The sequence below is a fragment of the Microvirga alba genome (genome assembly GCF_015694465.1).
Classification (GTDB): domain Bacteria; phylum Pseudomonadota; class Alphaproteobacteria; order Rhizobiales; family Beijerinckiaceae; genus Microvirga; species Microvirga alba.
Genome location: NZ_JADQDO010000001.1, coordinates 611,289 through 627,635 on the forward strand (window position 1 = coordinate 611,289; position 16,347 = coordinate 627,635).

The 16,347-nt window shown below is 63.2% G+C and carries 14 protein-coding genes; 4 read left to right on the plus strand and 10 right to left on the minus strand.

The genetic code is table 11. The annotated features are described in order from the left end of the window. Positions 1–59: 59 nt before the first annotated feature. The 9 genes from I2H38_RS02765 to I2H38_RS02805 form a co-directional block, all read right to left on the minus strand. On the minus strand, positions 60–1,097 hold the full coding sequence (locus I2H38_RS02765) for a Fe(3+) ABC transporter substrate-binding protein (RefSeq protein ID WP_196270256.1): 1,038 nt from the start codon (positions 1,095–1,097) through the stop codon (positions 60–62). 148 nt (positions 1,098–1,245) lie between these two features. Next, positions 1,246–1,908: a Crp/Fnr family transcriptional regulator gene (locus tag I2H38_RS02770; protein WP_196270257.1), complete on the minus strand. Its 663-nt coding sequence runs from the start codon at positions 1,906–1,908 to the stop codon at positions 1,246–1,248. 132 nt (positions 1,909–2,040) lie between these two features. After that, entirely contained in the window at positions 2,041–3,285 is a 1,245-nt protein-coding gene (locus I2H38_RS02775; protein ID WP_210324648.1) for an MFS transporter, read from the minus strand. A gap of 124 nt (positions 3,286–3,409) precedes the next feature. Then, a complete protein-coding gene (locus I2H38_RS02780) occupies positions 3,410–4,864 on the minus strand; it encodes an amidohydrolase family protein (RefSeq protein ID WP_196270259.1) in 1,455 nt (484 codons plus the stop codon). Between the two features lie 18 nt (positions 4,865–4,882). Next, positions 4,883–6,613: a dipeptide ABC transporter ATP-binding protein gene (locus tag I2H38_RS02785; RefSeq protein ID WP_196270260.1), complete on the minus strand. Its 1,731-nt coding sequence runs from the start codon at positions 6,611–6,613 to the stop codon at positions 4,883–4,885. Next, the gene (locus I2H38_RS02790) at positions 6,610–7,521 is read right to left on the minus strand and encodes an ABC transporter permease (protein ID WP_196270261.1); all 912 of its coding nucleotides are present in this window, start codon (positions 7,519–7,521) and stop codon (positions 6,610–6,612) included. The genes I2H38_RS02785 and I2H38_RS02790 overlap by 4 nt, the downstream gene beginning before the upstream one ends. Continuing rightward, positions 7,518–8,489 carry an ABC transporter permease gene (locus I2H38_RS02795; RefSeq protein WP_196270262.1) on the minus strand — a complete coding sequence of 324 codons (972 nt, stop codon included), beginning with the start codon at positions 8,487–8,489 and terminating at the stop codon, positions 7,518–7,520. The genes I2H38_RS02790 and I2H38_RS02795 overlap by 4 nt, the downstream gene beginning before the upstream one ends. 60 nt (positions 8,490–8,549) lie before the next feature. Next, entirely contained in the window at positions 8,550–10,118 is a 1,569-nt protein-coding gene (locus I2H38_RS02800) for an ABC transporter substrate-binding protein (protein WP_196270263.1), read from the minus strand. A gap of 275 nt (positions 10,119–10,393) precedes the next feature. Next, positions 10,394–11,095 (minus strand): GntR family transcriptional regulator, encoded by a 702-nt coding sequence (locus I2H38_RS02805; protein ID WP_196270264.1) that lies wholly within the window; start codon positions 11,093–11,095, stop codon positions 10,394–10,396. Positions 11,096–11,266: 171 nt separating this feature from the next. Here I2H38_RS02805 and I2H38_RS02810 point away from each other — a divergent pair, with 171 nt between their 5' ends. Further along, positions 11,267–12,475 (plus strand): amidohydrolase family protein, encoded by a 1,209-nt coding sequence (locus tag I2H38_RS02810; protein WP_196270265.1) that lies wholly within the window; start codon positions 11,267–11,269, stop codon positions 12,473–12,475. Positions 12,476–12,517: 42 nt separating this feature from the next. On the opposite strand, the gene I2H38_RS02815 is transcribed toward I2H38_RS02810, so the two are convergent. Next, the gene (locus tag I2H38_RS02815; protein ID WP_196270266.1) at positions 12,518–13,450 is read right to left on the minus strand and encodes a hypothetical protein; all 933 of its coding nucleotides are present in this window, start codon (positions 13,448–13,450) and stop codon (positions 12,518–12,520) included. A gap of 342 nt (positions 13,451–13,792) precedes the next feature. On the opposite strand from I2H38_RS02815, the gene I2H38_RS02820 reads away from it, so the two are divergent. The 3 genes from I2H38_RS02820 (at position 13,793) to I2H38_RS02830 (ending at position 16,334) form a co-directional block, all read left to right on the plus strand. Continuing rightward, positions 13,793–14,704, plus strand: a complete 912-nt coding sequence (locus tag I2H38_RS02820) for a LysR family transcriptional regulator (protein WP_196270267.1) — start codon at positions 13,793–13,795, stop codon at positions 14,702–14,704. A gap of 140 nt (positions 14,705–14,844) precedes the next feature. Next, complete coding sequence (locus tag I2H38_RS02825; protein WP_196270268.1) at positions 14,845–15,651, plus strand: carbon-nitrogen hydrolase family protein; 807 nt, start codon at positions 14,845–14,847, stop codon at positions 15,649–15,651. Between the two features lie 11 nt (positions 15,652–15,662). Beyond that, positions 15,663–16,334, plus strand: coding sequence for an RraA family protein (locus I2H38_RS02830; RefSeq protein WP_196270269.1), 672 nt, complete (start codon positions 15,663–15,665; stop codon positions 16,332–16,334). Positions 16,335–16,347 lie beyond the last annotated feature (13 nt).

Here is a 16,347-nt window from a genome sequence, read left to right on the forward strand (position 1 = left end):
CCGGCGAGAGCCAAAAATGATGCGCTCCCGGGCCGGGGCGGCCGGGAGCGCAGAAGGCCTTAGCGGTCGAAGCCGACCTTGTCGACCAGGGCGCTGGCCTTGGCCCGGTTCTTGGCCACGTCCGAGAGGCTCATCGGATCGGCCTTGAGGTCGCCGAAGGACTTCACGAGCGGGTTGATCTCGATGCCGGCGCGGATCGGATATTCATAGTTGACGTCGGCGAAGACATGCTGCGCCTTCGGCGTGGCCATGAATTCCATGAGCTTGAGGGCGTTTTCGCGGTTCGGCGCGTTCTTGGTCATCACGATGCCCGACACGTTGATATGCGTGCCGCCGTTCTGGAAGGTCGGCAGGATCACGTGGATCGCCTCGGCCCACTTCTTCTGCTCCGGGTTGGTGCCCTCGGTCATGAGGCCGACATAGTAGGTGTTGCCGAGGCCGATGTCGCAGACTCCGGCCAGGATGTCCTTGGCCACGTCGCGGTCGCCGCCGGAGGGCTTCTTCGCGAGATTGGCCTTCACGCCCCTCAGCCACTCTTCCGTCTTGGCCTCGCCGTGCTTGACGATCATCGCAGAGGTGAGGGCCAGATTGTACTGGTGCTGGAACGAGCGGGTGCAGATCTTGCCCTTCCACTTGGGGTCGGCCAGGCCCTCATAGGTGAGGGCATTGTCCTTCACCCGGTCCTTCGAGGCGTAGATGGCGCGGGCGCGCATGGACAGGCCGAACCAGCGGCCCTCCGGGTCGCGAGCGGAGGCGGGAATGGCGGAAACGAGGGCCTCCGAGCGGACGGGCTGCGTGATGCCGAGATCAAGCGCCTCCTGAAGCTTGCCGATATCGACGGTGATGAGCACGTCGGCGGGGCTGTTCTCGCCCTCGGCCTTGATGCGCTCGGCCAAGCCCTGCTCGGAGAAGATGGCGTTGACCTTGATGCCGGTCGCCTTGGTGAACTCGTCGAGAGTTGCGGAATAGAGGCCGGGTTCGCGGTTCGTGTAGACGTTCACCACGCCCTGCGCGGAAGCGGAGACAGCCGAACCGGCGAGCGTTCCCAGGGCCGCGGCGCCAAAGAGCAATCCGCGTGCAAACTTGGCGTTCAACATGATGAAATCCTCCGCACCATCAAAGCAGGCGCGACGTGGCGCCCCGATCTGGTTCGCAAGAACCATGTGCGAGGTCGACGGTCAACAAAAAAGTGAATTATTTCAAAGGTTTATAAGAATTCTAAACTGCGTGTTCCTTGTAGAAATTCTAAGCTGAGACTGTCTCCTCGACAGGACGCTCCACGGGAGCAGCAGCCCGCAACCGGGTGATCTCCGCTTCCATCCGCTCCATGTTGTGAAACAGGCGTTCGCTCGCTAGGCGCAGGAAATAGAAGCCGAATTCCGGGTTCTGGAAGTAGAGCTGACGCACCTGGTCATAGGTGATGCTCAGGACTTCACCGCTTTCCAGGCATTCCAGGGTCTGGGTGCGTGTGTTGTCCGGGGACATGAAGCCCATCTCGCCGACGACTCGGCCCCCGGGCAGCTCGATGCCGAGTTCGTTCAGGCGGTAGCGCCCGGACAGGGTATAGAACATGCAATTAGCGCTATCGCCTTTGGCGAACAGCACTTCACCCGCCGCGATCTTGCGCCGTGCCATGAAGGGTTTGAGCCATTCCATGGACAGGTCGCCCTTGGAGGCCAGCTTCACCTTCCGGATCAGACCGAGCATCTCATAGAGCCGCATGCCGTTAAGCGGCAGCAGGATCATGTTCACGACCATGCTCGGATAGAGCCCCATATAGGAGGCGTAGGTCAGCGACACGATATTCGTCGCGATCCCGATGCAACGCAGCGGGATGATCGTCTTCATCGCGCTGCCGGTGATGGCCAGCGCAGCGCCCAGCCAACCAATCGCTTCAACCCAAGTCATGTGCCCCATCTGTGTTGTGACATGCCGTTACGGCATATACATCAGTTGTGCGGACTTCGGCAGATATGCTCTAGCGCACGCTCACGACAAGGTTAGCGCCACCCGGTTTCATGGCCGGTTTCACGGCGGAATTCATGGCATGTCGAGGTGGGCGAGGACATGGCCCGGCTTGGCCGCCTGAAGGCCGAACCAGGTCGAGAGAAGCAGGACGACGGTAAACAGAAGCGCCGGACCGGTCGGACCGCGATAGGTGTCCCGCAGCAGGCTGACGGCGAGGGGGCCGAGCGATGCCCCCAGATAACCGATGCTTTGGGACATGCCGGACAGCATGGCCGCCGCCTCCGGCGAGGCCGAGCGCAGCGAGATGAACAACAGCGCCAGCCCGAAAACGCCGCCCTGGCCCAGGCCCAGGATCAGGCCCCACAGGAGCCGCGTGTCGAGGGGCGCATAGAGCAGGCCGAGAAAGCCCACGACGGTCGCGAGCATGACCAGCAGGATCAGCAGGCGAGGCGGTAGCCGCTTCGTCGCGAGAGAGGGTACGAGAAGCGCCGTCGCGGTCTGGGCGATGATGGAGACCGAGGTGACGAAACCGGCATCGACCACCGTCAAACCGCGATCCCGCAGAAGCGTCGGCAGCCAGCCGAGCACAATGAAGGCCAGCGCGGCCTGAAGCCCCATGAAGGCCGTGACGGACCAGGCAACGCGATCGCGGAACAGGACCGAAAACGGCGGCATCCGCGCTGTGCGGGCAGCACTGGTTCCGGTGAGCGATAGCCCGGCCCACAGGCCGGCCGCCACGAGAGCGGGAAGGCTCCAGGCGGCGAGCGCCGAGGTCCAGGCTCCCGTGGCGTGCTCCAGAACAGGCGTCAGCCCGGCGGCGCTGGCACCGCCGACGCTCAAAACCATGGTGTAGAGGCCCGTCATCAGGCCGAGCCGATGGGAGAAATCCCGACGGATGACGACAGGCAGGAGAACGCCGGCCATGCCGATGGCGGCGCCGGCGGCAAGGGTGCTGGCCATCAGCGCAGCATGAGAGGGGAAGATCCGCAGGCCGAGGCTTGCCGCCAAGAGCACAAAGAGCAGAAACGTCGCCCGCTCCAGGCCCAGGCGGGCGGAGAGGAGAGGGGCGAGCGGGCCAAACAGGCCGAAGCAGAGAACCGGCGTCGTGGTCAGGATGCCAGTCCAGAAGCTGCTGATCTCAAGACCCTGCCGGATTTCGGCAAGGATGGTCGCAAGGCTCGTCAGCGCCGGCCGAAGGTTGAACGCCGCGACAAGCAGGCACAACGCTATGAGGCCCCCATAACGCCATGGCGACGCGGCACGTTTCATATCGGCCACGGAGACTCGGTCGGCATCGAGGGTGCGCAAGGAATGCAAAGTCGTATCCTCTCGGCTGCGTGGCAGCCGATGACGTCGCAAAGCAGCGTGCTGCTTCGCGTTCTAGTGGGTTGATATGAGGGGCGCCCCGGCGTTGCCGCCAGCGCGCCCGATCTTCTCGGGGTCAGTGCTCGATCTGATCTGTGGCGCGAACGTGATTCCAGAACATGGTGGGCGTTTCCAGCATGTGGTGGAAGCCGGTGCGGTCGAGCATCGCCTCCGTCTCGCGCTGCGCGTCGTCGAGGATCTCGTCCTCGTCTACGAAGGTCGCCTTGCGGCCCTGATACGCGATGCGTCCATCGACGATGACGGTGTCCACGTCGTTGCCGTTGGCGAAATAGATCAGGCGGAAGACCGGCATGTTGAGCGGGTAGAGATGCGGACGGCGCAGGTCGAGCAACACCACGTCCGCCTTCTTGCCGGTCTCGAGCGAGCCGATGTCCTTGTCCATGCCGAGCGCCTTGGCGGCGTCGATGGTGCACATTTCCAGCACGCGTCCCGGCGGCAGCCAGGTGGGGTCTTTGAAATAGGTGCGGTGGTAGTGCATGCATTGCTGCATGTGGCGGAACATGTCGCCGGAGCGGTCGGGCGCGGTGGCGTCTGAGCCCAGACACACATTCGCGCCTGCTTCCAGAAGCTCCGGCACCGGGCAGCGCCCGAGAATCGACGCGATGGCGCTGGGGTTGTGCGCGATATGCGTGCCCGTATCGGCGACGATGCGGATTTCCTCCGCCGTCAGATCGGTCGAGTGCGAGAGGAGCGCGTTCGGGCCGAGGATGCCCAGTTCCTTCGCATAGACGACGCTGCCCTTGTTGTGCCCGTCCTGCGTAAAGACGAGTCCCGCCTCGCGGGCGAGGTCGGCGGTCAACACGGCCTGACGACGAGCCTCTGCGAGATCGGCTTCGCCAAGTTGCTCCTGATGTTCCGGCCGCAGGGTCGGGGTGATGAGGGCGATGTTGAGGCGGCCGCCATGGGCGCCGTGCCAGGTCTTGATGAGCTGCTGGCAGGTGTCGAATTGCTCCTCGAAGGTCACGGGCCGTTCCACCGCCTTGCCATCAACGAAGCGGGCATAGGTGCGCGGATGCGGCGGCCGCGTCGGGCCGACAGCGACCACGGAGCGGGTGCCAACCTCGCGCACGCCTTCGCAATGGGCATCGCCATAGATCGGCTCGTCCGTGCGCAGGATCGTGTCGCCACCGCCGAGCAGGGAGACACCGGTGGTGACGCCGAATCGCAGACGCTCCAAAGCGGCGAGGCGAGCTTCCGCGCGCCAGAATTCAGGCGTGGAGGCGACCGTGTAGGCCTGTCCGCAGGCATCATACCAGGCGTCGCTGTCGCCGCCGCCCATGGTCTTGATGAGGCCGTGCCCCGCATGGGCGTGCCCGTCGATGAGACCGGGCATGATGATCTTGTTCTTGGCGTCGATGACGGTCGCCGCCTGATGTGCGGCGGTCACCTCGGCGGTGGTGCCGACGGCGATGATGCGGTCGTCTTGAATGGCGACCGCGCCGTCTTCAATGACCCGGCGCTGCGGGTCCATCGTCACGACGATGCCGTTGGTGATGAGAATATCAGCCATATGCAGAACTCCAGTCGGTCAGGCGGCTTCGGATTCGCCGCGAATACGGTCGAGGGTCGGAACGAGGGACAGCAATTCCTTGGTGTAGGGATGCTGCGGGGCCTCGAAGAGGGTCTCAGACTCGGCTTCTTCCACGAGCTTGCCGCTGCGCATCACGGCGACGCGGTCGCACATCTGGCGCACCACGGCGAGGTCATGGCTGATCAGAAGCAGGGTCAGGCCGGTAGCATCGCGCAGGTCCTTCAACAGGTTGAGGATCTGGGCCTGCACCGACACGTCGAGGGAGGATGTCGGCTCGTCGCAGACGATGAGCTTGGGCCTTGCACCGAGCGCGCGGGAGATCGACAGGCGCTGCCGCTGCCCGCCTGAGAAGGCGTGCGGGAAACGTTCCGCCGCTTCTGCCTCGAGCCCCACCGCCTCGATCAGGCGCGCCACGTCATCCTTTGCCTCCGCCGCCGTCGCGGCGAGGCGGTAGAAGAGGATCGGCTCGGCAAGGATCGAGCCGATGCGCATGCGGCTGTTGAGCGACGAATAGGGATCCTGGAAAATCATCTGGATCGCTTGGCGCAAAGGCCCCACGCGACGCACCGCGCCTTCACCGGCCACATTCTGCCCGCGATAGACCACGCGGCCTGCCGTTGGGCGCACGAGGCCCGAGACCACATTGGCGATGGTGGTCTTGCCGCAGCCGGACTCCCCGACAAGGCCGAAAACTTCGCCGCTATGGACCGAGAAGCTGACGCCATCGACCGCGCGGAACGTGTGTCCCTTCGAGCCGGGAAGCAAGCCGCTGGTGACGTATTCCACGCACAGGTTCTCGACCGAGAGGATCGGCGTTCCGTCCGCAATCGCGTCCGCGCGCTCGGCCTTGCCGCGAAGTGCCGCGCGGGCCTCCGCTGCCCGGCCCTTGCCTTCCTCTCCGATGACGGGGAAGCGATCGAGCTTTGCATCGATGCGTGGCACCGCGCCGATCAGAGCCTTGGCGTAAGGCGCCTTCGGACGGCGCAGCACTTCCGCTGTCGGTCCCGTCTCCACCACCTTGCCGCGATGCATGATCGTGACCCGGTCGGCGATCTGCGCCACCACGCCCATATTGTGCGTGACGAGCAGGATGCCGATGCCGCGTTGATCCGCGAGATCGCGCAGCAGTTTGAGGATTTGCGCCTGTACCGATACGTCGAGCGCGGTGGTTGGTTCGTCGGCCACCACGAGCTTCGGATCGCAGGAGAGAGCCGCCGCGATGACCACGCGCTGACGCTGGCCGCCTGAGAGCTGATGCGGATAGGCTTTCAACCTGCGCTCGGGCTCGGGGATGCCGACGGCCTCCAGCAGAGACAAGGCGCGGGCTCGCGCTGCCGCCTTATCGAGTTTCAAATGCGTCCGCATGGTCTCGGTAAGCTGACTTTCGACCGTGAAGAGCGGGTTCAGGCTCGTCATCGGATCCTGAAACACCGCGCCCACATCGCGCCCCAGCACGACGCCCTCGGCCGAGCCCTTGCTCGGATCAAGCGGCTTGCCGCCGATATGGATGGAGCCCGCGGCGATGTGGCCGGGCTTTTCGAGAAGCCCCATCACCGCGTTGCCGATGGTGGTCTTACCTGCGCCCGATTCACCGACGAGCGCGTGGATCTCGCCGGGCTGGATTACCAGCGAGGCGCTCTCCACGGCCGTGAACACGGCGCCGTTGGCAAGCGGATACTCGACGCGCAGGTTCTCGATCGCGAGGACAGGCGGTTTTACAGCGCTCATCGTTTCACCCGCAGTTTGGGATTGAAGCGGTCGCGGAGCCAATCGCCCACGATGTTGACGGCCAGAACGAGGATCACGAGAGCCAGCGCCGGGAACAAGGCGATCCACCAGATGCCCGAGAACACGAACTCGTTGCCAATGCGGATCAGCGTGCCGAGGGAGGGATAGGTCGGCGGCATGCCGACGCCGAGGAAGGAGAGGGTCGCTTCCGTCAGTACGGCGGCGGCGAGGTTGATGGTGGAAATCACCAGAACCGGGCTCATCACGTTCGGCAGGATGTGCCGGAGCATGATGCGGCGGGAGGGCAGGCCGATCACTTTGGCCGCGCGGACGTAGTCCTTGGCGGTTTCCACCATCGTCGCGGCGCGCACCGTGCGGGCGTATTGCACCCATTCATTGGTGGCGATGGCGCAGATCAGGATGATCGGAGCCCATTCCGCCGTCGCCGCCCCCGGAAAAACCGCGCGGGCGACGCCGCTCACGAGAAGCGCGAGCAGGATGGTGGGAAAGCTGAGGATCACATCGCCGATGCGCATGATGAGCGCATCGACCTTGCCGCCGAAATAGCCGGCGAGCAGGCCGAGCATGACGCCCAGCGTCGCCGCGACCAGAACCGCGCCGCCGCCGATCATGATGGAGACGCGGGCCCCGTAGAGCATGGTCGAAAGCAGGTCGCGCCCCTGGTTGTCGGTGCCGAGAAGGAAGTGCGCGTCGCCGTCGGCAGTGAAAGCCGGCGGAAGTTCCGCGTTCATCAAGTCGAAACTCGCGAGATTGGTGGGATCGTAGGGCGCGATCCACGAAGCGAGCAGGGCGCAGGCGACGATGATGAGGGCCAAAGCCGCTGCCGCCAGGACGGAGATCGGAGCTCCGATGCGGGTGATGAGGCCGGGAGAAGCGAGCGTTTTCATGCGGACCTCGCGCGCAGGCGGGGATCGACGACCGCGTAGAGGATGTCGACCACGGTGTTGATGATGACGAAGAGCAGGCCGACGAAGAGCAGGTAGGCGGCCATGACGGGAATATCGACGAAGCTCACCGCCTGGATGAACAGGAGCCCCATGCCCGGCCATTGGAAGACCGTCTCGGTGATGATGGCGAAGGCGATGAGGGAACCGATCTGCAAGCCGGTGACGGTAATCACCGGCATCAGCGCGTTGCGCAGCGCCAGCCGGAAGTGGATGTAGCGGGTCGGCAATCCGCGCGCCTTGGCGAAGCGGATATAGTCGCTCGACAGCACGTCGATCATCTCTGCGCGCACGAGGCGCATGATGAGGGTGAGCTGATAGAGCGCGAGCGTGATGCCGGGCAGGAGCAGGGATTTCAGGCCGCTCCAGGTCAAAAACCCGGTGGACCACCAGCCTAGTTCCACCACCTGTCCGCGCCCGAAGGAGGGCAGCCAGCCCAATGTGACGGCGAAGACCAGGATCAGCACGATGCCGGTGACGAACGTTGGAGTCGAGATGCCGATGAGCGACAGCGCCTGAACCAGCCGCGCCGCCACGCCGTTCGGTTTGAGGGCGCACAACACGCCAAGCGGGATGCCGAGTGAGAGCGAGAGGATCGTCGCAATGATGACGAGTTCGAGGGTGGCGGGCAGCCGCTCTGCGATCAGTTGCGTCACGGGCCGCTGGTTGCGGAAGCTGATGCCGAGATCACCGCTCAAGGTGCGGGCGAGAAAACGCCCATATTGCACGACGACTGGTTGATCGATGCCGAGCGTGCGGCGCAATTCCGCCTTCTCTTCGACCGAGGCGTTCTCGCGCGCCATGCTGGCGACGGGATCGCCCACATAGCGGAACATCACGAAGGACACCGCCGAGACGACGAGCATCACGAGAGCCGCTTGGCCGAGGCGGGACAAAAGGACTTTCAACATTGGGGTCACTGGCGGCCCGCCCCAAGTGAAGGACGGGCCGCTTGTCCTTGCTAAAGGGGCCTACTTCACGTTGGCGAACCAGAGGCGGACATATTCGTCCGCAAACTGGGGCACATCCACGCCGTCACGCACGGCCCAGGCGAGGGGCTGCTGATGGATCGGGATGTAGGCGACCGAATCGCGGGCGATTTTCAGCGTTTCCACCAGCATCGCGCGGCGCTTGGTCTCATCCATCTCGACCGCCGCCTTGCGAGTCAGCGCGTCGATCTGCGGGTTGGCGAGGCCACCGGAATTGGAGCCGCCATAGCCTTCCTTCTGTTCGGCGAGGAGCGAAGCGAGGACGCTGAAGCCGTCCATGGGCGGAAGCGTCGCCCAACCGACCATGGAAACGTCGAACTCGAAGCGATCCTGACGCGGGAAGTAGGTCGCGCGGGATTCCGTCTGCAGATCGGTCTGGATGCCGACCTTGGTCCACATGGACGCGATGGCGACGCAGGTCTGCTCGTCGTTGATGTAGCGGTCGTTCGGGCAATTGAGCTTGGTCTTGAAGCCGTTCGGATAACCGGCCTCGGCCAGAAGCTTCTTCGCCTTCTCCGGGTCGTATCCGAAGGGTTGATCGTTGTCCTTCGAATAGCCCGGCACCGGCGGGGCGACGAGGGTGCCCGTGTTGCGGGACTTGTCGCGCATCACGCGCTTCTTGATCGCCTCGAAGTCGATGGCGTGCCACATCGCCTGGCGCACCTTGAGGTCGAGCATCGGGTTCTTCTGCCCGGGCATCGCCTTCAATTCAGGGCGAAATGGCACGGTCAGCATGATCAGGCGAAGCGAGGGCTCCTCGACAACCTTGAAGCCGGGAGCCGCGCTGATCCGCTGCAGGTCCTGCAGGGGGGCAGGCGCGATCAGATCGAGTTCGCCGGAGAGAAGCGCCGCGACGCGGGTGGCGTCCGATTTCACCGGCTTGAATTCGATGCGCGTGAGGTTGTGTTGCGGCTTATCCCACCAATCCGTGTTGACGACGAAGTTGGTGCCGGCATCGGGCTTGTAGGACTCGATCTTGAAGGGACCGGTGCCGACGGCGGTGGTCGAGGCGGCGGTGGTGACGCCGGTCGCGATGTTGCCGGGCTTCAAGGCGTTGTTCGCCTGCATCCACTTTTTGTCCATGATGTAGACGCCGGCGAGATCGTTGAGCAGCAGCGGGTAGGGGCCCTGCGTCATGATGTCGACCGTATAATCGTCCACCTTCACGGCCTTCACGATGGTGGCGACGTTGCCGCGAGCGCGGGACGTCGGGTCCAGAAGGCGGTCGAACGAGGCGACCACGTCATCGGCAGTGAAGGCATCTCCGTTGTGGAACTTCACACCCTTGCGCAGCTCGAAACGCCAGGTATCCGGCGCAACATTCTTCCAGCTCACCGCCAGCGCCGGCTCTAGTTCGAGGTTGCGGTTACGGCGCACCAGCGGGTCGAAGACGTGGTGCAGCATGCTGGTCGTGAAGCTCTCCGTGTGGGCGTACGGATCGAGCGTGGTGATGTCGGTCGGCGAGGACCACCGCAGGGTCTTGGCCTCCGCGGACACGCCCATCAGGGCACCCACGGCGACGGATAGGCAGGCGACGAGCTTTGTCTTCATGATGAGCCTCCGCTGAACCTTCTGGATTGGTTCTTATTGCATACAATGCACTTTGAGTTTGCATACAATATTTTTGACGTCAACGCCGCTTGCGTCGAACGGAGGCTAAAATTTTGGCAACAAGATTTTCGCCGCGCGAAAACGCACACTGAGTGGGTTCAAGTTAGCTCTATGAGGGATTAGTCAAGAAGAGCGCTTCTGCTTTCCGCGCGACGACATCGTGTCGCGGTCAAAGCAGAGCCTGGAAGACGTCCGATGCTGGAGAGGGCAGGCTCTTACGTTGCGTAGCGATCGAGGATTGACCTGATGTCGCGATGCTTTTCCGAGGTCGACGACAACAGGGCGCGTTCCGTCACCGCTTCGAGGTGGTGATCCATGAGCTTGATCGCCCGGTTGGCGTCCCGCGCGCGCAGGGCATCGATGATGAGCTGGTGCTCATTGATGGAGCAATCGGACGAGTGGGGGCGGCTATAAAGGGCCAGAATTAGCGAGCAGCGGGACACGATCTCATCCACGTACCGCGCGAGAACGCTATTCCCGGACAGTTCGGCCAGCAGGATGTGGAACTCGCCCGCGAGGCGGATAGAGGCGGGCCCATCACTCGGATTAGCCTTATTTTCGAGGGCAATATGCTGCTCGAGAATGTCGATGTCCTTGTCGGTGATCTTCTGCGCCAGGCGGGTCAGGACCTGGCGTTCGATGCACATGCGCGCCTCAAAGATGTCGTGCGCTTCTGACAGGCTCGGCTGGGCGATGGTTGCGCCCTTGTTGGGCTGAACATCGACCAATCCCTCGGCGTTGAGCCGCGCCAGGGCGGCGCGGACAATCGTCCTGCTGACGCCGAAACGTTCGCCGATCACATCCTCCGTCAGCTTGTCGCCCGGCATCAGCGCCTGCTCGATGATGGCGCGACGCAGCCCTGCATAAACGGACTCGCCGCGCGAGCCAGCGGCTGATTTCGGCTTGCGATGAGGCATGGGTACCTGGACGGAGGAGGGAAGGTGGGGTCGCCACCATTTTGTATCCATTTCACTCTCGCGGGAAGACCTGTTGCGTTTGAAAAAACTCAGCCGTATTGTATACAATAAATAGCATTCGGCAATGCGCCAATTGGGTTTCCCCAACGTTCAAAAAATGAGGATCAGGCTATGAGGCAGGTGGCAACGACCGGCGACCTTCACATCGGCAATGTGCGGCCCATGGGCGGGGCCGCGACCAGCGTGACCGTCCGGGGAGGGCTCGTCGCGGCCTTCGGTGGAGCCGCGCCCGAGGGCCTGGAGACTGTCGATGGCGGTGGGGCCATCCTAATCCCCGGTCTGGTCGAGGCCCATACCCATCTCGATAAGACGTTGATCGGCATGGATTGGTATCGTAACGAAGTCGGGCCGCGCCTCATCGACAAGATCGAGAACGAGCGCGCGCAGAAGCGCCTTCTCGGCATCGAGCCGGCTCGCCAATCCGCCCGTCAGGCACTTCTCTCGGTTGCGCTCGGCTCGACACACATCCGCTCTCATGTGGACGTGGATACCGAGATCGGCCTCGCCGGAATCGAGGGTGTGCTGGAGACGCGGGAGCGCTATCGCGGCATCGTCGACATCGAAATCGTCGCCTTCCCCCAGAGCGGTATGCTGATCCGGCAGGGAACTGTCGAGTTGATGGAACAAGCACTCAAGCTCGGGGCGCAAGTGGTCGGCGGTCTCGACCCGTCCGCCATCGATCGCGACCCCAAGGGCCACCTCGACGTCGTGTTCGGCTTGGCTGAGCGCTACGGCCGTCCGGTGGACATTCATCTCCATGAAACCGCGGAGCTCGGCGCGTTCTCCATGGAACTCATCATCGAGCGCACAAAGGCGCTCGGCATGCAAGGCAAGGTCACTGTCAGCCACGCCTTCTGTCTCGGCATGACCGACCAGGATTATGTGGCGAGCCTCATCGACCAGCTTGCCGAGGCGCGGGTGCATATCCTCACCACTGCGCCGGCCTTCAAGTCGGCTCCGCCCGTGAAGCGACTCGTCGATGCAGGCGTCGTGGTCGGCGCGGGCTCGGACGGCGTGCGCGATACCTGGGGTCCCTATGGCAACGCCGATATGCTGGAGCGGGCTGTCTTCGTGGGCTTGCGCAACAACTTCCGCCGGGACGACGAGGTGGCGCTTGCGCTCGATGTCTGCACCCATGGCGGTGCGCGCATGATGGAGCTGGAAGGCTATGGTCTCGAGCCCGGATGCAAGGCCGATCTCGTTCTGCTCGAAGGCGAAACCCTGGCCGAGGCGATCGTCAGCCGGCGCAAGCGCAAGTTCGTGGTCAAGACGGGCCGGATTGTGGCGCGTGACGGCGAAGCGCTCCTCAAGGCTCCCTGACGCGAAACGAGGCGGCCTTCGCGCCGCCTCCCTCTGATCGGGTCAGTTCTTCGCGACAGGGCCCGCTTGCGGCTGAGCGATCTGGAGCGGCTTCAATCCCCAGTCGAAGAATGGGATATCAGTCACCGCGATGGTGCGGTTCATCGTGTCGACGATGGTTTGGACCTCGGCGCTCAGGGCTTTGTCGTGGGCGTCGCGCTCGGCGACGAGGGCGGCCATAGCCTTGTCGACATTGCCGCCGCCGCCAAAGGAGATCGCGTTGATGCGCCGTTTGATGTCGGCGCAGATCACGCCGAATTTTCCATTCAACACCTTGATTTGCTCGGCGGCAGTACGGGCCGCTTGATTGACCGCCTCCTTGCTGTCCGGCGGCGAGCCCGCGGGATGGACGACCTTGTAATACTTGCCGCTATCCATCAGCGCCTGCCGCGCCTCGCGGACAGCCGCCATGCCGTCCTGCAGGGATTTCATCTTCATGAAATATCCTGTGTTGCTGACATCGTTCTTCACCCCGGACAGGCGGCAGCCCTTCTCAGCCTGAAAGATCTCCCGCGTGACGGCGGCGCCGATATCGGCTCGCACCAGCCCGCGCTTGATCGCCAACTCGTTGAATGCGTCGAAGGGCTTCTGAATTTGCTTTTCAAGATCCTCGCGCGCGGCGGCGGCCTTGTCGGGGGCGTTGCTTTCCGCGTCATCGTCGCCATCCGCGCCGGATGGGGCTGTCCCCGATCCGGCATTTGCACGCGCCTGAGCGGTTGCCGCTACGATGGCCTTCGCCTCCGCCTCGGAGGCTTTCTCCATGATGCCCTCGTACTGCCCCTTCACCAGCGGCCACATGCCGCCGAAGGCAGCCTCGAGCTGCGTCAGGGCTTCTTTCTGGTAGGGCTTGAGTTCGGCTGCAATGCCAGCCCCGCTCACAGCAACCGCCAACGCGAGGCCGAAGGCTGCCAATCTCAGAAAAGATGTCTCGGGCATCCAGAAGCTCCCCTAACGTTAAGGCAGTTATAACAGGACATCTTAATTTGCAACAATACATCGAAGCATCAACCTCGGCGGCGCGAAGGGGCTTCGAAAGGCCGCGCCATTGCACGCTTGAAACGAGCGTTTGTTCGCCTGCTGCAAAGCAATCGTTAGATGCGATATAATGTCCAGTTGTTCGCGAAAGCACGGGGGCATTTTCGTGGATTAATGTTGGCTCACGTCCTAAGGTGAGGCGCGCGGAAAACCGTCGAACAATATTTCGATATTCTGTATCGGCCGCGTTGTTCGTCTTTCTAGCTCAGGAGCCGGGCTCTAAGCCTGGAAGATATTCCTCGAATGAACCTTCGTTTTGTGGAAACCTTTATTTGGGTTGCGCGCCTGGGGAGCTTCAGTGCCGCAGCGGAAAAGCTCAATACGACGCAGGCTGCCATCTCCAACCGCATCGCGACGCTGGAACGCGATCTCGGTATCAGGCTTTTTGAACGCGATGTGCGCTGCGTGCGCCTGACCGTCGTCGGTCAACAGGCGGTCGCGAAGGCGGAGGAATTGGTCCGTGTGGCGAACGAGTTTCGCGAGGCGGTCAGCGATCCAGGTAGTCTGCGCGGTTCGATCCGCATCGGCACCATCGACTCCATCGTTCATGCCTGGCTGCCGCAATTCATCGAGCGGTTCCGGGTGCGTTATCCGAGCGTCGCCATTGACCTCAACACCGATACCAGCCTCAACATCGCCCGCGATGTCTCGGACAGGAAAATCGACCTTGCGCTCATCATGGGGCCGGTGATCGCGCCGGATCTCATCAATCTCGATCTTTGCACCTTTCAATGCGCCTGGCTGGCAAGCCCGAAGCTCGGCTTTCCCGACCGGCCGCTGGCGCTGGCCGAGATCGCGGATCAGCCGATTCTCGCCTATTCCAAGGACAGTCAGCCTCATCATCGCGTGCAGCGGTTGCTCGCCGAGTCAGGGATCGAAGATCCCACGATCTACAATTCCAACTCTCTCGCCACCATCATGCGACTCGCGCAGGATGGGATTGGGATTACGCCGCTGCCCAAGGTCATCGTGCGTGATCGGCTCGCCTCTGGCGCCCTGATCGAGCTTGATGTCACACCCGCTTTTCCGCCGCTCACCTTCCAGGCGGTCTATTACGACCACCCCGACAACCTGATCTCGGCGGTCGCTGCGCAGATGGCGCAGGATGTCGCGCGCACTTTCTCCCTCGCCCAAACGGACGGAGCGTCGTGGTAGGGAGCAGAAAAATCCTTGAAAACGCTCGTTGTGCAGTGCCGAACAAACAAAACTTGCCCTCTAGGAAAAGTATTTCGCGTTTGTGCTGACTTGCCCCGCTCGCCCAACCTGTCGGCCTTAGTTCCAACGGAGGCCGGGACGTGAAAGTCAGTCTAATCCAAATGAATTCCGGGGATGACAAGGCGGCAAACCTTAAAACTGCCGCTGCCCTGATCGAGAAAGCCGTGAGCGAGGAATCCCCCGATCTCATCGTTCTGCCGGAATATTATGCATACCTCGGGGAAGGCCGTGACAACGTCCACGGCAGTGGCGAGGAATTTCCCAATGGCGACGCCTATCGCCTGATGTCGGAACTGGCCGCCAAGCATGGCGTGACGATCCATGCGGGCAGCGTCGTCGAGCGCGCCGGCAACAGCCACTACAACACGACGCTGGTTTTCGACCCGAAGGGCAAGGAAATCGCGAAGTACCGCAAGATCCACCTGTTCGACGTCGACACCCCCGGCGGCGTCAGCTACCGCGAATCCGACACGATCAGCCGTGGCGAGGACGTCGTGACCTATAAGGTCGGCGATGTGACGGTCGGTTGCGCCATCTGCTACGACATCCGCTTCCCGGAACTGTTCCGCAAACTGCGTGACGCCGGTGCCGATGTGATCGTACTGCCCGCGGCTTTCACCCTGATGACGGGTAAGGATCACTGGGAAGTGCTGGCTCGCGCCCGCGCCATCGAGACGCAGACCTATTTCCTGGCCGTCGGTCAGGTCGGCGCCCATGCTGCAGGCAAGAAGTGGTGCTGGGGCCATTCCATGGTCATCGATCCGTGGGGCCACATCGTTGCGCAATGCTCCGACCGTGTGTCCAACACCACCGCCCGTCTTGACCTCGACTACAACGGCGTCGTGCGCGGCAACGTGCCGGTCGCCAAGCACCACGTTCTGTCCTGAGGAGTTCTTCGATGTTTACCGTCAACCCCATGCCGAAGCAGATCTCTCAGGAGCTTGTCGCGCTTCTCGAGCAGGTCGAGACCGCGACCGTCGGCCACTTCCTCCATTCCGGCTTCCTCGACCGCGAACTGCGCGCGGTGCTGCCTGAGAAGCGGATCGCCGGAACCGCCGTCACCGTGCGCCTGCCGCATGCGGACAGCACGATCCTGCATTATCTGACCAAGCTCGTCCGTCCGGGCGACATCGTGGTGGTGGATCGCTGCGGCGACGACAAGCATGCCTGCTGGGGCGGCGTTGTCACGCACGCCATGAAGATCGCGGGCGTGAAGGCCGGCATCATCGACGGCCCCGCGACCGACTTCTCGGAAATTCGCAAGGTCGAGATGGGCATGTGGTGCCGTGGCCCCGCGCCGATCACCACCAAGATCCTCGGCCTTGAAGGTGCGATCAACGTGCCCGTCACGGTCGGCGGACAGGTGATCGAGCCGGGCGACGCGATCCTCGCCGACGAGAGCGGCGTGATCGTCCTCAACCCTGCCGACGCCAAGGCAGTGGCAGAGCGCGCCATCGGCATGCAGCAAGCCGAGATCAAGACGCTGGAGCGTCTGCGCAACGGCGAGAAGCTGCCGGACCTGTCGGGCGCCACCCGCATCGTGGAAGAGAAACTCCGCCGCGTCGCCTGACGCGGTGGCCTCG

Bases quoted from the DNA above. Each gene is read 5' to 3' on its own strand.
- I2H38_RS02765 (WP_196270256.1), bottom strand. From the start codon at position 1,097: ATGTTGAACGCCAAGTTTGCACGCGGATTGCTCTTTGGCGCCGCGGCC.
- I2H38_RS02770 (WP_196270257.1), bottom strand. From the start codon at position 1,908: ATGACTTGGGTTGAAGCGATTGGTTGGCTGGGCGCTGCGCTGGCCATC.
- I2H38_RS02780 (WP_196270259.1), bottom strand. From the start codon at position 4,864: ATGGCTGATATTCTCATCACCAACGGCATCGTCGTGACGATGGACCCG.
- I2H38_RS02785 (WP_196270260.1), bottom strand. From the start codon at position 6,613: ATGAGCGCTGTAAAACCGCCTGTCCTCGCGATCGAGAACCTGCGCGTC.
- I2H38_RS02790 (WP_196270261.1), bottom strand. From the start codon at position 7,521: ATGAAAACGCTCGCTTCTCCCGGCCTCATCACCCGCATCGGAGCTCCG.
- I2H38_RS02795 (WP_196270262.1), bottom strand. From the start codon at position 8,489: ATGTTGAAAGTCCTTTTGTCCCGCCTCGGCCAAGCGGCTCTCGTGATG.
- I2H38_RS02800 (WP_196270263.1), bottom strand. From the start codon at position 10,118: ATGAAGACAAAGCTCGTCGCCTGCCTATCCGTCGCCGTGGGTGCCCTG.
- I2H38_RS02805 (WP_196270264.1), bottom strand. From the start codon at position 11,095: ATGCCTCATCGCAAGCCGAAATCAGCCGCTGGCTCGCGCGGCGAGTCC.
- I2H38_RS02810 (WP_196270265.1), top strand. From the start codon at position 11,267: ATGAGGCAGGTGGCAACGACCGGCGACCTTCACATCGGCAATGTGCGG.
- I2H38_RS02815 (WP_196270266.1), bottom strand. From the start codon at position 13,450: ATGCCCGAGACATCTTTTCTGAGATTGGCAGCCTTCGGCCTCGCGTTG.
- I2H38_RS02820 (WP_196270267.1), top strand. From the start codon at position 13,793: ATGAACCTTCGTTTTGTGGAAACCTTTATTTGGGTTGCGCGCCTGGGG.
- I2H38_RS02830 (WP_196270269.1), top strand. From the start codon at position 15,663: ATGTTTACCGTCAACCCCATGCCGAAGCAGATCTCTCAGGAGCTTGTC.